The organism is Ruminococcus sp. SR1/5, assembly GCF_000209835.1.
In the GTDB taxonomy this organism is placed as follows: Bacteria; Bacillota; Clostridia; order Lachnospirales; family Lachnospiraceae; genus Blautia_A; species Blautia_A fusiformis.
The window spans coordinates 3,093,583-3,108,817 of sequence record NC_021014.1 but is presented as its reverse complement, the minus strand read 5'-3'; the positions used below and the strand labels follow the sequence as shown (position 1 = coordinate 3,108,817).

15 protein-coding genes and 2 pseudogenes are annotated in these 15,235 nt (G+C 45.6%); 3 read left to right on the top strand and 14 right to left on the bottom strand.

The window, feature by feature from the left end; translation table 11 throughout:
* Window positions 1-36: 36 nt before the first annotated feature.
* The 4 genes from CK1_RS15615 to CK1_RS15600 all read right to left on the bottom strand — a co-directional run bounded on the left by CK1_RS15615 (window position 37) and on the right by CK1_RS15600 (window position 2,827).
* The gene (locus CK1_RS15615) at window positions 37-822 is read right to left on the bottom strand and encodes an HD domain-containing protein (protein WP_015527112.1); all 786 of its coding nucleotides are present in this window, start codon (window positions 820-822) and stop codon (window positions 37-39) included.
* Window positions 773-1,195 (bottom strand): alpha-L-rhamnosidase-related protein, encoded by a 423-nt coding sequence (locus CK1_RS15610; protein WP_015527111.1) that lies wholly within the window; start codon window positions 1,193-1,195, stop codon window positions 773-775. The genes CK1_RS15615 and CK1_RS15610 overlap by 50 nt, the downstream gene beginning before the upstream one ends.
* 40 nt (window positions 1,196-1,235) lie before the next feature.
* A complete protein-coding gene (gene sigE, locus CK1_RS15605; protein WP_015527110.1) occupies window positions 1,236-1,961 on the bottom strand; it encodes an RNA polymerase sporulation sigma factor SigE in 726 nt (241 codons plus the stop codon).
* 290 nt (window positions 1,962-2,251) lie between these two features.
* On the bottom strand, window positions 2,252-2,827 hold the full coding sequence (locus tag CK1_RS15600; RefSeq protein WP_015527109.1) for a sigma-E processing peptidase SpoIIGA: 576 nt from the start codon (window positions 2,825-2,827) through the stop codon (window positions 2,252-2,254).
* A 297-nt stretch (window positions 2,828-3,124) separates the two neighbouring features.
* Between CK1_RS15600 and CK1_RS15595 the strand changes: the two genes are divergently transcribed.
* Window positions 3,125-3,991 carry a shikimate dehydrogenase gene (locus CK1_RS15595; protein WP_015527108.1) on the top strand — a complete coding sequence of 289 codons (867 nt, stop codon included), beginning with the start codon at window positions 3,125-3,127 and terminating at the stop codon, window positions 3,989-3,991.
* 126 nt (window positions 3,992-4,117) lie between these two features.
* On the opposite strand, the pseudogene thrS reads toward CK1_RS15595, so the two are convergent.
* From thrS to CK1_RS15575, 4 genes and pseudogenes are all read right to left on the bottom strand, one after another.
* Window positions 4,118-6,078, bottom strand: a pseudogene (gene thrS / locus CK1_RS15590) (threonine--tRNA ligase).
* Window positions 6,079-6,498: 420 nt separating this feature from the next.
* The gene (locus CK1_RS15585) at window positions 6,499-6,981 is read right to left on the bottom strand and encodes a YdcF family protein (protein ID WP_015527106.1); all 483 of its coding nucleotides are present in this window, start codon (window positions 6,979-6,981) and stop codon (window positions 6,499-6,501) included.
* The gene (locus CK1_RS15580; protein ID WP_227588426.1) at window positions 6,981-7,481 is read right to left on the bottom strand and encodes an SEC-C metal-binding domain-containing protein; all 501 of its coding nucleotides are present in this window, start codon (window positions 7,479-7,481) and stop codon (window positions 6,981-6,983) included. Before CK1_RS15580 ends, CK1_RS15585 begins: the two co-directional genes overlap by 1 nt.
* Window positions 7,482-7,678: 197 nt before the next feature.
* On the bottom strand, window positions 7,679-8,005 hold the full coding sequence (locus tag CK1_RS15575) for a hypothetical protein (RefSeq protein WP_015527104.1): 327 nt from the start codon (window positions 8,003-8,005) through the stop codon (window positions 7,679-7,681).
* 37 nt (window positions 8,006-8,042) lie between these two features.
* Here CK1_RS15575 and CK1_RS18540 point away from each other — a divergent pair, with 37 nt between their 5' ends.
* Both CK1_RS18540 and CK1_RS15570 read left to right on the top strand, forming a co-directional pair.
* Entirely contained in the window at window positions 8,043-8,276 is a 234-nt protein-coding gene (locus tag CK1_RS18540; protein ID WP_173745700.1) for an AraC family ligand binding domain-containing protein, read from the top strand.
* Window positions 8,221-8,589 (top strand): helix-turn-helix transcriptional regulator, encoded by a 369-nt coding sequence (locus tag CK1_RS15570; protein ID WP_015527103.1) that lies wholly within the window; start codon window positions 8,221-8,223, stop codon window positions 8,587-8,589. Before CK1_RS18540 ends, CK1_RS15570 begins: the two co-directional genes overlap by 56 nt.
* 169 nt (window positions 8,590-8,758) lie before the next feature.
* Here CK1_RS15570 and CK1_RS15565 read toward each other — a convergent pair whose 3' ends face one another.
* The 6 genes and pseudogenes from CK1_RS15565 to CK1_RS15540 all read right to left on the bottom strand — a co-directional run bounded on the left by CK1_RS15565 (window position 8,759) and on the right by CK1_RS15540 (window position 15,149).
* Window positions 8,759-9,580, bottom strand: coding sequence for an HAD-IA family hydrolase (locus CK1_RS15565; protein ID WP_015527102.1), 822 nt, complete (start codon window positions 9,578-9,580; stop codon window positions 8,759-8,761).
* Between the two features lie 134 nt (window positions 9,581-9,714).
* Window positions 9,715-10,989, bottom strand: coding sequence for an adenylosuccinate synthase (locus CK1_RS15560; protein WP_015527101.1), 1,275 nt, complete (start codon window positions 10,987-10,989; stop codon window positions 9,715-9,717).
* 120 nt (window positions 10,990-11,109) lie between these two features.
* On the bottom strand, window positions 11,110-12,543 hold the full coding sequence (purB, locus tag CK1_RS15555; protein WP_015527100.1) for an adenylosuccinate lyase: 1,434 nt from the start codon (window positions 12,541-12,543) through the stop codon (window positions 11,110-11,112).
* Window positions 12,544-12,665: 122 nt separating this feature from the next.
* A pseudogene (locus CK1_RS15550) lies at window positions 12,666-13,357 on the bottom strand (amino acid ABC transporter ATP-binding protein).
* A gap of 21 nt (window positions 13,358-13,378) precedes the next feature.
* Complete coding sequence (locus CK1_RS15545; protein WP_022426149.1) at window positions 13,379-14,029, bottom strand: amino acid ABC transporter permease; 651 nt, start codon at window positions 14,027-14,029, stop codon at window positions 13,379-13,381.
* Window positions 14,030-14,258: 229 nt separating this feature from the next.
* Window positions 14,259-15,149: an amino acid ABC transporter substrate-binding protein gene (locus CK1_RS15540; RefSeq protein ID WP_015527098.1), complete on the bottom strand. Its 891-nt coding sequence runs from the start codon at window positions 15,147-15,149 to the stop codon at window positions 14,259-14,261.
* Window positions 15,150-15,235 lie beyond the last annotated feature (86 nt).

Genomic DNA, 15,235 nt, shown 5'->3' with positions numbered 1-15,235 from the left:
TGGGACATTGGCCAGTGAACAGTAACTGCTATGCTCCTATTCCTTCACAGACACAGCCGGCATCTCCAGATACCTGTTCAGATCTTCTGTGAGAATATGGAGCTTAGTTCTGGTATCCTGTTCCTGGTACGTCAGCCGGCCTGCGATCCTGGTGATATAATCCTCTTCTTCGATGATCTCACAGGTCTCAGGAAAATTAATATCATAATACTGTGCAAGATAAGATACCCAGTAATCCACCGGCACATGTCTATCTGCGGATAACACGGATTCTCTTCTGAGACAGGACTCCCACACTGCCGGTGAGATCAGCCCTTCTCCTGCATCTTTCTCAGAGACTCCCAGCATGGCTTCAACAGACGCCTCCAGCTTTACTCTGCAGTTATCCAGCTTATCGGCATCTCGTATCAGTTTTGCATGGAAAAGTGTTCTTGCATCGTGGATTCCTTCCAGTTTGAAATCACTGTGCTTCCGAATTGCTGCATCAATCAGCTCATCAAATTTATCATCCTCCACGAAACGCCGGATCAGCTTCTCCTCCCCGAAGAGAAGTTCTGCACCGAACACGGCATGATCCATGGTTCCCGGCTCAAAGCTGTGAAATCTACGGATCTGCTCAAAACGGCCAATATCATGAAGCAGACCGATCAGCTCCGCAAGTTCCACATCTTCACCGGAACATTCCATTTTTCTGGCAATCTCTCCTGCGTATTTCACCACGCCATAGGTATGTACGATTTTCAGACAGATCTGTTCATCCTCCCGGTCGTATTCATCCAGATATTTTTCGAATTCCTGTTTTGCATGTGCAATGTCGATCATTCTGCCACACCCCCTTCTTCTTTTGTTCATTCTGTAGCTCTGTAAACACTCTGTATTTATTATACCGAAGGTCTCTGACAAATTCTACTGTATTTCCCGGAATTTCAAATCTTCTCTCTGCCGCCGAATGACTTCCCTGCTCAAGGAGCCAATTATACCCTTCGTTTCCGGAAATGATATCCGGAACAACATGGGCAACACCGCCCTCCTCTGTCTGGTCTGCCTCCACATCACGGAGCCATTTTCGGTAGAAGGAATAGGTATTTTCAAGGAAGCATGCCGTACGGCAGAAGATTTCTGCATCACCGGTCCATCCAAGACGCTCATCTCCCTGTGGTGTCTCAAAAATATTTTTTGGTTTTACTTCCTCCATAAGGGAAACCTGTCCGGTAAACCGTTTTTTCCGGTTTCATCTATTCATACTTTACGATTTCTTTCCGCAGCCGCTTCATGATCCGCTTTTCCAGGCGGGAAATGTAGGATTGCGAAATTCCTAAAAGATCCGCTACCTCCTTCTGTGTTTTCTCGCTTCCTTCCCGGTTTCCGATGCCGAATCGCAGACGGATGATCATCTGTTCCCGCTTTGTCAGTTTGCTGATGGCTTTTCCAAGAAGTGCGATCTCCACCTCATCTTCCAGACGTCTGGAAATCACATCGTCATCCGTTCCCAGAATATCCGAAAGTAGCAACTCATTTCCATCCCAGTCCACATTCAGCGGCTCATCAATGGAAACCTCCATCTTTGTTTTGCTGTTTCTCCTCAGATACATCAGGATCTCATTTTCGATACATCGTGATGCATAGGTAGCAAGCTTGATATTTTTTACCGGATCAAAGGTATTGATAGCCTTTATGAGCCCTATGGTTCCGATGGAGATCAGATCCTCCACACCTACCCCTGTATTATCAAATTTCTTTGCAATATAAACCACCAGCCGTAGATTATGCTCGATCAGAACCGACTTTCCCTCTTTTTCCTTTTCTGTTCCCAGCATTTCGATCACTTCAGCCTCCCGTTCCGCTGACAACGGCGCCGGAAGGATATCATTTCCACCAATATAAAAAACCTCTCCCGGACGATTGAACATAAATTTCCGGATCACCTGAAACGGATAGGATCTTGCAGCTGCTCTGTTCATAACATAAGCCCCCTTCTCAATTTAATAGTCTGGAATTCAAAAGTATCTCGTACTCTTCTCCCAAAGCTGAGGGCTCGGATGTTATGGCAAGCACCGGTTTTCCTACATGTACCACCCTTTCGGGAGTCTGGATCAGAAGTTCATCAAGGATCACTGCCAGCAGCAGTCCTTTTTTCCATCTGCGGTATGACAGCTCAGAAAATGCGGCTGCAGACTGACAAATCCTGTATTTTCCAGTGCCTCTGGTTTATCTTTAATATCCATCAGTTTTTTCACCTGCTCTTTCGATATCAGGCTTCCCAAAAGTTCCTGTTTGATGATCGATACCGGCTGTTTTTCACAGGATCCATAAGGAGATTTCCGGTATCATAAAAGCCGTATGTCTGCTGCAGCTTCCCCTGATATTTCAAAGTGACCGGAAAAATATTTCTTCTGCCAAACCGGAAGGTCTCGGTCACACATCCCAGAGTATAAAGTGTGCCATAAATCCCTGCCAGAAAAAGCAGAAATATTTTCACCGTCATGGTTCTTTCCGTTTCCAGTGCCTGATAGATCCCGCCAACCACAAAAGCTGTGAAATACAGAGCCAGAATGGTTTTTACAAGAAGGCCGCCTTTTTTCAGTCGAAAAGCAAACGACGCCATAAAAAAAGCGCAGCCGCCATGGATCAGGACAGCGGCAGGAAAAATGATCTTAAAAGGTACACATACAAGCAGGCAGGATACAAAAGATCCAAAGGCAGCGGATATCACACATCTTCTGCGTTTCCCGTCAAGATGCAGAAATTTTCCCACAAATCTTAAAAGCATGTAATCCATAAGGAAATTCGTCATAAAAACGATATCTATGTATATCCTCTGATACATAAGCCTCCTCCACTGCTGTTTCGTCTGCCATCGATTCTCAGCTTTGGTAAGTGTATTTATTATAGGGCAGGCTCTTTGCATATTTTGTCAAATCCGGATGTCGATTCTTCTAACTTATCGGGTCGTTTCTGTCTGCCTCGACATTTATAGATTTTTTCTATGAATCAGCGACAAAAATGTATAAATTTCCGTACAATATTTGTATTTGTTGATTTTCGCACTTTATAGTGCTAAAATATTTTTTATTATATTTCGTAAAGAAATTCTATTATATGAGATACAGGAGGGAATCGAACAATGATCAATATTACTGGACATACCGGGCTTACCGGCCTTCTGGGAAGCCCCGTGGCACACAGCGTATCACCTTTAATGCACAATGAGGCATTCCGTTATCTTGGACTTGATTATGTGTATCTCTGTTTTGATGTAACAGAGGAGACCCTTCCCCAGGCTGTGGAAGGACTGAAAGCCTGTGGGATCAAGGGCTTTAACCTGACCATGCCAAACAAGAATAAGATCGTAGAGCTTCTGGACGAGCTTTCTCCCACTGCCCAGCTGATCGGAGCGGTAAATACCGTACGCAACGACAATGGAAAATTAAAGGGGTTTAATACGGATGGTTATGGATTTACCCAGTCTGCCAGAGATGCCGGCTGTGATGTAAAAGGGCGCACCATCACCGTTATGGGCGTCGGCGGTGCCGGAATGGCGATCTGCGGCCAGTCCGCCCTGGAGGGTGCAAAAAAGATCCATGTTTTTGCACGTCCTACCAGCCGTTACTGGGAACGTGCTGCTGCCATGGCAGAAAAAATGTCTCATATGACAGAATGTGAGATGATCCTTCATGAGATGGATGATCACACTGCGCTGAAGGACGCACTGGAGGAAAGCAATCTCCTCATCAATGCAACTTCTGTGGGAATGGTTCCGGATGTGACAGGCACCGTGATCTCGGACAAGGCTCTGTTCCATCCGGAGCTTACCGTAGCCGATGTTGTATATGAGCCAAGAGAAACAAGACTTCTCAGGGAAGCCCGGGAAGCCGGATGTCCGACCTTTAACGGAATGTACATGCTGCTCCACCAGGGTGTAAAGGCTTTCCACATCTGGACCGGACTGGACATGCCGGTTGAGCTCGTCAGGGAGAAATATTTTAAATAAAAAATATCCGGCAATACTGACCGCCTCCGCATCACAGCGTGGCCTCAATATTGCCGGATCAAAAATAAAGGCGGCCCGCCTATCACACGGGTCGCCTTTTATTTATCCGTCAATCATCTGTTTTGTTTATTTCTTCTCTTCCTGAACCTCGATCTTACGGATCGTCTTGTTCTTGATCTCTTCTTTGATGAAGTCAATGAACTCACCAAGCTCTTTCATTCCCTCATCGCCAAGATAGCGGCTTCTTACGGAAACCTTACCCTCTTCTTCCTCTTTTGCACCAACGATAAGCATGTAAGGTACTCTCTCAAGACGTGCCTCACGGATCTTGTATCCCATCTTCTCGGAACGTCCGTCCACAGAGCAGCGGATTCCAGCTTCTCTCATCTGAGCTTCAACCTTCTGTGCATAATCGTTGTACTTCTCGGAGATCGGGATCACACGAACCTGCTCCGGGCAGAGCCATGTCGGGAACATTCCTGCGTATTTCTCAATGAGCCATGCCAGTGTTCTCTCATAGCATCCCATGGATGTACGGTGGATGATGTACGGACGCTGTTTGTCGCCATTCTCATCGATATAGTACATATCAAACTGCTCTGCAAGAAGTGCATCCCACTGGATCGTGATCATGGTGTCTTCTTTTCCGTATACGTTCTTTGCGTTGATATCAACCTTCGGTCCGTAGAAAGCAGCCTCGCCCACATCCTCTGTGAATGGAATGTTCAGCTCCTCAAGCATCTGGCGGATATGGCCTTCTGTCTCTTCCCATACCTCCGGCTCACCGATGTATTTCTCTTTGTTTGTCGGATCCCATTTGGAAAGATGATAGGTTACATCTTCCTCAACACCAAGTACCTGCAGACAGTACTGAGCAAGTGCGATACAGTCTTTGAACTCTTTTACCATCTGGTCCGGTCTTACGATCAGATGTCCCTCGGAAATAGTAAACTGACGAACTCGTGTCAGGCCATGCATCTCTCCGGAATCCTCATTACGGAACAGTGTGGAGGTCTCGCCGAGACGGATCGGCAGATCACGGTAGCTGTGCTGCTCTGCTTTGTATACATAGTACTGGAACGGACATGTCATCGGACGAAGTGCATAAACCTCTTTGTCCTTCTCCTCATCACCAAGTACGAACATACCATCTTTGTAATGATCCCAGTGTCCGGAGATCTTGTAGAGATCGCTCTTTGCCATAAGAGGAGTTTTTGTTCTTACATATCCACGCTTTGTCTCCTCATCCTCGATCCAGCGCTGAAGCTCCTGCATTATGATCACACCGTTTGGCATGATAAGCGGAAGTCCCTGTCCGATCACATCTACAGTTGTGAAGATCTTCATCTCACGGCCAAGCTTGTTATGGTCACGTCTCTTTGCTTCTTCCATCTGCTCCAGATGCTCTTTCAGCTCATCCTTTGTAGCATAGGCTGTTCCGTAGATACGTGTGAGCATTGCGTTTTTCTCACTGCCTCTCCAGTATGCGCTGGAAGAAGAAAGAAGCTTGAATGCCTTGATGCCTTTTACACTCATCAGGTGCGGGCCTGCACAGAGGTCTGTCCAGTCTCCCTGTGAATAGAAGGAAATCTCTTCTCCCTCCGGAAGATCCTCGATCAGCTCAACCTTGTATGGCTCATTTTTCTCTTTAAAGTATGCGATGGCATCCTCACGGGATTTTGTAAAACGCTCGATCTTTGCGCCTTTTTTGATGATCTTTTTCATCTCTTTCTCAATGGCGTCAAGATCCTCACGTGAAAATGGCTCGTGGTCGAAATCATAGTAGAAGCCTGTATCAATGGATGGTCCGATGGCAACCTTTGCCTCCGGGTATAAGTTCTGTACAGCCTGTGCCATTACGTGAGATGCTGTATGACGGAGAACTGCAAGGCCCTTCTCGTCTTTCGCTGTAAGGATATTCAGCTCACAGTCGCTGTCAAGAACTGTACGAAGATCTACGACCTCTCCGTTTACTTCTCCTGCACATGCAGCACGTGCAAGGCCTTCGCTGATGTCATATGCGATATCGATCACAGCTTTTGCTTCTGCATATTCTTTTTTGAGCCGTCTTTTAATGTAATGATCATTGTTGTTTCTCCTTTCATTTGAAATGAAGTTTCTATGGTACACAGTATGTGTCTGCTTTTGCAAGAGATTCTGCAATAAAAAATCCCTCACAGTACATCACATACTGTAAGGGACGAGTTCATTCATTCTCGCGGTTCCACCCTGCTTGCTCTGCTGCCCGGTCATGCCAGGATGCAAAGCCTCTCAATTATGATGATAACGGAATCACCGGACCGGATTGGGGCCACTCGGAGGTAGTCTTCGGCTGTTTCCCGATAAGATGTTTCCAGCACTTCACATCTCTCTCTGTAACGTTTCACAGCTTACTCGTCTCGTCAACGTGTTTTTTATTTCTTTTTCTGTGGTTCATTATAAGCGCAGTATTTTTATTTGTCAACGCATGTTGACAAAATTTTTGAGATTTCTCTTCTCGCACAGATCTACAGATTTCCCATGAGTTTGTCTTTGATAATGGCCAAAATCTCACGGGGAATGTAGATAAAAAGACGCCAGCTTCGATACCTGGAAGGTACCATGGCCACTTCCCGGAATCCACATTTTCTTGCAATGGCTGCTCCTCTCCATACATGAAAATTGTTCGTCACCACGCCTACAGAACAGTCTGTGGTTCCGATCTTTCTGCAGCTGAATTCCAAATTCTCTTTCGTACTGGTAGATTCCTCTTCCCGTATCAGTCTGTCCCCGTCTATTCCGTGACAGGTAAGATAACGATACATGGCCTCTGCCTCGGAAATGTTTTCTCCATCGCCTTTTCCTCCAGAGAGCACTGCCTTCGTACCCGGATTTTCTTCAAGATAAAGAAGGGCCCTTCTGGCTCGTTCCAGAAGGGCAAGTGTCATCCGTGTTCCGTCCACATGGGCACCTAACACGATAATGTAATCCAGATTCTTCTTTACGCTCATTATCTTCCGCAGCAGTGTTTGTATTTCTTGCCGCTTCCGCATGGGCACGGATCGTTTCTTCCGACCTTGTGCGGTTTCACAACTGTGCCGGATTTCTTCTGCTCCATGTAGAGGGTTTTCTTTTTCTCTTCTGTGAAGATCTTGTCCCACTGAGGAAGGTTGTAAAGCCAGTCAGCCTTGGCATCTACCATGTTCTTATAGAGTGCCTCTTTATCAAATGCAAGGTTTACCTTGGTATCCTCATCCATAGTCTCGATCGGGTTCGGAACCTTCAGACTGTCATTGATTCCGTCAAGGAAACCAACCATAGTCATAACGTCCTGACCGTATTTCTCAGCAAGCTCTTTTACAGTTCCGGAAACAACCTCATCCGGGTTCTCAAGAAGCTGCTCATAAATATTCTTCTCAATGTTAAAATAATTTGCCCAGAAGCGCTGAAGCTTATTCTTATCTGCATTCTGATTATAAGCAATGGAACGCCACTGCTCAAGAATTGTCATATCGCTCATTGTCTGATCCTCTTTTCCAAAATTTTAGATAAATAAGACGGAGATTTATATTCCGCTTCGCAATTTCTGTTTATTATATCATCTTTTGGCGAAGAAATCAAATACATCTGTTTCATATCCGAGTTATTTTATCACACTGTGATTTAGTTCAAGCAGATATTCGCGCCCCCGCAGGGGACTTACTTGCTTCAGTTAAAATATTTTCTGAGAAGATAAGTCGGAGTGCAGCTCCATGCGTGGCAGTAGCTGTTGACAATGCTGCTTCCATATGGAGATTCTGCAGGATTTTCCGGATTATAAAGCTCCCAGAATGTATCCGCACCGTGGCTTATCATTCCGCCCCAGTAATATTTCATATATTCCATTGCCTGGTCTTTTTTACCACACATCAGAAGTGCTTCCACAAAATGATGGTTCATATACGGAGAAACCATTCCTTTTTCCGGTTTCAGTTCCACCAGACGATTCAGTATTTCTGCTCCTTCTTCGCCGCTGACTGCTTCCGCCAGGATCATCCATACCTGACTTGCTCATGATATAAATGGCAATATCGTGCTTTCCAAGCATTACCGCTATACCCCTGTTTTTCCCCATGAACATGAATTTTTTGAGATTCTCTGTCTGTATGACGGAACTGCCCACACTGCGATACAGGGGATCGAACACACTTTGCATACCGGAGATATCTGTATCATCCCACCGCATACCACTCACAGTGTGGGGATCTTTGATGACAGTGTTGCTTTTAATATTCTGGGCCATGCTGCTGCGTTTTCACGAAAATGATATTGAATCCATCCTTACAAAGGACAGCACCGGAAATTCTGTAACGGAAATCCTCAACTACCTGAACCGTCACTACCAGAGCGTTACCTTACGTGAAGCTGCGAAGCATTTTGGCTATAGTACTTTCCACTTCAGTACCCTGATCAAGGAAAGTACCGGACGGACATTTTTACAGATCATCCGGGATATCAAGCTGAACCAGGCATGTCATGCTCTGCGTGAAACCTCTCTCAGCAATCTTGCGATCTGTGAACTTGTAGGGTATGAAAGTCCGGAGCATTTCATACGTACTTTTAAAAAACATATGGAATGACTCCCGATGAATACCGGAAGAAGAACAGGGAATAAAAGATTACAAGATCTTATATATTTTCTGTATAACAGATGCCGTTCCGGGAGATACTTATCATATCCTCCCCTTTAGAATGCAGAGGGCTTCGCGATGGTGCAGGCCCTCTGCATTTCTCTTTTCACACTGAAGGTCATTTCACACCAAGCTTCTCAAGCGCCTTCGCCGCCTGCTTCAGATTCTCAAACTGGATGGTATGGATACCGGCTTTTCCGGCTCCCTCACAGTTCACGGCACGATCATCCAGAAATACCGATTTCTCCGGTTTCAGGCTGTAACGCTTCAGAAGTGTTTTGTAAATATCCACCTCAGGCTTGATCTGCTGCACATCACAGGAAAATACCACTCCGTCCATATATTTCAGAAAAGACATATCCTGCTTTGTACGATCCAGCATATAAGTTCCGTAGTTGGAAAGGACATAGAGATGATATCCCTGATTTTTGAGATATTTCACCCAGGTTTCCGCATAATCATACAGATGCATACACTCCGGATCACGTCGTACCACCTCACGGATATCTGCTTCATATTCCGGTGCACTTTCCACAAATTTATCTACATACCAGGACTCCTCATGCTGTCCACGGTCCTGTTCCTCCCAGATCGGGTTTCGAAATACTGCATCTGCGATTTTCTGATACTTTTCTTCCGGGAAGTCATAGCTCCGAAGATACTCTTCCCAGTCATAGCCCATCAGCACATTTCCCACATCAAAAATAATATTCTCGATCATACGGTTTTCATCCTCTCTCGGCTTCTTATTTCCCCAGATCCGGTACGCCATCCAGAAAACATACGCTACGATCGGTACCAGAACAGCTGCCGCAAAAGCCCCCCGGAACAAAGCCTGGGCGTTTTCACTGCTTCCCCAGGCAAATGCCATTGGAAGGCAGAATATAAGAAGTAATATGACAACACCTGCAAGTGCCGCTATTCTTTTAAAATTTTTCATTGAGCTTCCTTTCACATGATACATCCGCTATTCTATCTGTTATTTTAACTGAATATCTCTTTGAAACAAAAGGGCGCCGGAGAAATTCTTCCCCGGCGCTTCCTGTTGTCATAATCCTGATACTGTAAAAATAATTATCTGTAAATGATGTCGCTTCTTCCTGGTCCGTTAGAGATCATTGTGATCGGGAATCCAATATGTTTTTCTACGAACTCTACATATTTTCTGCAGTTCTCCGGAAGATCCTCATATTTTTTGATTCCACGGATATCGCATTTCCATCCCGGAAGCTTCTCAATAACCGGTTTTGCTTTCTCAAGCTGCACAGTTGTCGGGAATTCTGTTGTTACCTCTCCGTCGATCTCATAGCCTGTGCAAACCGGGATCTCATCCAGATATCCCAGAACATCCAGTACTGTAAAAGCAACGTCTGTAGCTCCCTGGAGACGGCATCCGTATTTGGATGCAACACAGTCGAACCATCCCATACGTCTCGGACGGCCTGTAGTAGCACCGAACTCACCACCGTCACCGCCACGTTTTCTCAGCTCATCTGCTTCCTCGCCGAAGATCTCAGAAACGAATGCACCTGCTCCAACTGCACTGGAGTAAGCTTTGCATACGGTTACGACCTTCTTGATCTCATATGGAGGCAGGCCTGCACCGATGGCACCATAAGCAGCCAGTGTGGAAGAGGATGTAACCATCGGATAGATTCCGTGATCCGGGTCTTTCAGAGTTCCGAGCTGTCCCTCAAGAAGAACCTGTTTTCCCTCTTTCAGTGCATTCCAGAGATAGAGAGATACGTCGCATACGTATGGCTCAACCATCTTCTTGTATTCCATCAGCTCATTCATGATGTCTTCCGGTTTCAGAAGAGGCTTATGATAGAGATGCTCAAGTGTTACGTTCTTGGTCTCGCAGATACGTACAACCTTCTCTTTCAGTGCTTCCTCATCAAAAAGCTCACTTACCTGGAAGCCGATCTTTGCATATTTGTCAGAATAGAACGGAGCGATTCCGGATTTTGTGGAACCGAAAGCCTTGCCTCCAAGACGCTCCTCTTCATACTGATCGAACAGAATGTGGTAAGACATTACCATCTGTGCTCTGTTGGAGATCAGGATCTTCGGTGCCGGCACTCCACGGCCTACTACTTCGTTGTACTCCTTGAAGAATACCGGAATGTTCAGTGCAACACCGTTTCCGATGACACTGGTCGTATGTCCGTAAAACACACCTGACGGAAGTGTATGAAGTGCGAATTTACCGTAATCATTTACGATGGTGTGGCCCGCATTGGCTCCACCCTGAAATCTTACGATGATATCAGCTTTCTCAGCAAGCATATCTGTGATCTTGCCTTTACCTTCATCTCCCCAGTTTGCTCCTACTACTGCAGTTACCATAACACAGTTCCTCCTTGTGTCTTTCTCTATTATTCGGAACGACATGTTCTCTGCCTGTAATACACAGAGACACGTCATTCCTGTCTGTGTTCATTTCTTAATGTTTATAACATCTTGGAATTATACGTTGATCTCAACCTTAACGCCAAGCAGATCCTTATGTGCATCCAGAACCGGCTGTACCACATTGGCGATAAATGCCTCTGTCTGCTCTTTGGCACGTCCTGTATATCTGGACGGATCCATGGATTTCTGAAGATCCTCAAGAGTCAGGTTAAATGCCGGATCTGCTGCGATCAGCTCAAGAAGATTGTTATCTTTACCCTCTACCTTCACGTTCTTTCCTGCTTCCATGGAAAGCTCACGGATACGCTCATGAAGTTCCTGACGGTCTCCGCCTGCCTTAACTGCATCCATCATGATATTCTCAGTTGCCATAAATGGAAGCTCAGACATCAGTCTCTTCTCGATAACCTTCGGATAAACAACCAGTCCGTCTACAACATTGAGGCAGAGATCCAAGATTCCGTCGATCGCAAGGAATCCTTCCGGAACGCTGAGACGCTTGTTTGCAGAGTCGTCCAGAGTTCTCTCAAACCACTGTGTTGCAGATGTGATCGCCGGGTTCAGTGCATCGATCATCACATATCTGGACAGGGAAGCAATTCTCTCACTTCTCATCGGATTTCTCTTATATGCCATAGCGGAAGATCCGATCTGGGATTTCTCAAATGGCTCCTCTACTTCTTTCAGATGCTGAAGAAGACGGATATCGTTGGACATCTTATGTGCACTTGCAGCGATTCCCGCAAGGATATTCAGCACACGGGTATCAACCTTTCTGGAATAGGTCTGTCCGGAAACCGGATAGCAGGACTTAAATCCCATCTTCTCTGCGATCATCGGATCGATCTTGTCGATGGTCTCCTGATCCCCGTCAAAAAGTTCCAGGAAGCTAGCCTGTGTACCGGTTGTTCCCTTGGAGCCAAGAAGCTTCATAGTGCTTAATACATACTCAAGGTCCTCAAGATCCATCAGGAATTCCTGAGTCCAGAGAGTTGCTCTCTTACCTACGGTTGTCGGCTGTGCCGGCTGGAAATGAGTAAATGCCAGAGTCGGCTGATCCTTATACTGTGCAGCAAACTTGGAAAGCTCAGCGATCACGTTCACAAGTTTCTTGCGGACAAGTTTCAGTGCCTCTGTCATAACGATGATATCCGTATTATCTCCTACATAACAGGAGGTCGCTCCCAGATGGATGATACCTTTTGCCTTCGGGCACTGTACACCAAACGCATACACGTGAGACATTACATCATGGCGAACCTGACGCTCACGCTCCTTAGCCACATCATAGTTGATATCATCCGCATGAGCTTTCATCTCGTCAATCTGCTCCTGGGTGATGTTAAGGCCAAGCTCACGTTCCGTCTCAGCAAGTGCGATCCACAACTTTCTCCATGTGCGGAATTTCATGTCCGGGGAAAAAATGTACTGCATCTCTTTGCTTGCGTACCGCTCTGACAGCGGGCTTACATATCTGTCTGTATTCATTATTATCCTCCTGATTACATACATCCGGGCCGGAATGGCGAATGATCCGTTATCTGCCCGAATCTGGTTAATTCACGCCTCTTGAAATTATATAACATTGCCTCTTTAAAAGCAACCGTTTGTTACTCCATACCCTGATGGAATTTTCCCAAAAATTCCTTCATTCTGCCATTTTCGGAAGAAAATACCTCCTGCGGCGTTCCCTCCACTGCGATCACACCCTTATCCATAAAGATGATACGGTCGGAAATATCTCTTGCAAAATTCATTTCATGAGTAACGATCACCATGGTGATATGCTCCTGAGCAAGATCCTTGATAACCTTCAGGATCTCACCGGTCAGCTCCGGGTCAAGTGCAGATGTAGGTTCATCAAAAAACAGGATCTTCGGATTCATACAGAGCGCACGGGCAATGGAAACTCGCTGCTGCTGTCCTCCGGAAAGCTGAAAAGGATATGCCTTCTCCTTGTCTGCAAGGCCCATTTTCTTAAGAAGGCTTCTTGCCTGGGCGTAAACCTCATCTTTCTTTCTCTTCTGCACCTTCAGAGGTGCATCCACTATATTTTTCAGTACGGAAAAATGCGGAAACAGATTGAACTGCTGGAACACCAGTCCCACATCACCGTTTTTGATGATCTCGCCGCTGTCCGGCGTCTCAAGTCCTGTGGCACAACGCAGGATGGTTGACTTGCCGGAACCGGAAGGACCGATGATACTTAAAACTTCTCCCTCTTCCACGTCAAGAGAGATATCTTTGAGAACTTCCAGTCCGTCAAAGCTTTTTTGATATGTTTCATTTCAAATAATTTCATATTTTATACTCTCCATTCCGGTTAGCGGTAGTAATTCATACTTTTCTCAACCTTCTGCATCACAACAGCCACGATCAGGTTGAACACATAATAAAATATCGCAGCGATCACAAATGGCATCATTGTTGTCTGTGCACTTGCGATCTGCTTGGCAATGGTAAACATCTCCGCAACTGCCACAACAAACGCAAGGGAAGTATCCTTGACCAGCGTAATGACCTCATTTGTAATAGACGGCAAAATCCTCTTGATCACCTGTGGAAGGATGATGCGGAAAAATGTCTGCACCTTATTGTATCCAAGGATCTTTGCAGCTTCATACTGTCCCACCGGCATGGATTCAATGCCGCCGCGATAGATTTCTGCAAAGTAAGCTGCATAGTTGATGGCAAATGCGATAAATACAGCGATCAGACTATATCCCATGGAAATACGGATCCCGAAGATAAAATAAGGGCCGAAATATACCACCATCAGCTGCAGCATCAGCGGCGTTCCTCTCATGATGGATATGTACCCGGATACAATGGTACGGATCACTTTGTTTCTGGACATTCTGCCAAAACAGATCAGAAGTCCCAGCGGCAGAGAAAACAGCAAGGTTACAAAAAAGATCTCAATAGAGACCAGCATTCCTCCTGCCAGCTGCTGGAGCATTACACTAAAACTCATTTTTTTCCTCCTAGTTCGGAGTATCAGTCCCATTTATCGGACTGATACCTGTAATTCCTGTAAACAACAGGAAATGAGCGTGTACGGCAGCTCTTTCTGCGCCGAAGCACCCTCATTTCCTTTTTATGCGGAAGCTTCAAAAGCTTCTGCTATGTTTCTTATTTCTACTGCTGTTGGATAGCTTAAAAAAATATCTTCACAGCTTTTACTGTGCCGGATCTGTACCGGATCATTTGGATTCAGAATCGGTTTCTTTCTCTGTGCTGTCTGCACTTTCTTCTGTGTCAGCTTCTGCTGAATCAGAATTCTCTGTCTTATCCTTGTCCTCGCTGATGCAGAGCATGCTCTTATCCAGTTCATACTTATCTGCAAGCTTGTCAACCTCACCGGACTCGTCAAGCTTCTTGACCTCATCCCATACGAGATCCTTCAGTTCATCATTTCCCTTCTTGAATCCGATGCCATACTGCTCGTTCTGGATTGGCTCGTCAAGGATCACATATTTATCCTTGCCTCTCTGGGAAAGCTGATAGTTAGCAACACCGATATCAACAGCAACAGCGTCTGCAGCTCCGGAATCAATATTCATAAATGCAGTGTTGTAGTCCGGATTCTCTGTAAGAGATGCAAAGCTGTCCTTCAGTTCCTTATTGTCATCGTTGTTCAATGCGTCCAGTGCAGCGGATGCAGCCTGTACAACTACGTTCTTGCCCTTAAGATCCGCAAGCTTCTCAATTTCAGAATCCTTGGCAACTACGATCACCTGCTCATTGTTGATGTATGGATCACTCCATGTATAGTCATCCTCACGTCCGTTGATAGTAAATCCATTCCATATACAGTCGATCGTTCCGGAGTTCAGCTCCATATCCTTGGAATCCCAGTTGATAGGCTTCTTAACAAGTTCCCAGCCAAGATTATCACATACTTCCTGGGCAAGGTCAAGGTCAAATCCTACATATTCTCCGTTATCATCCTTATATCCGAACGGAGGATATTCAGCATCAAATCCTACGATCAGGGTCTTATCCTCAACACCTGCCTGTACACTCACTCCTGTTACCATCATTCCTATCGTCATCGCTGCCGCCATTACTACTGCAACTGTTCTTTTCTTCATGGTCATTCTCCTTTTTTCGGTTATCTCTTTATCACATGGTCACTCTACCACGTGAAAGCGTATGGTTATAGTAACATACCCAAAAG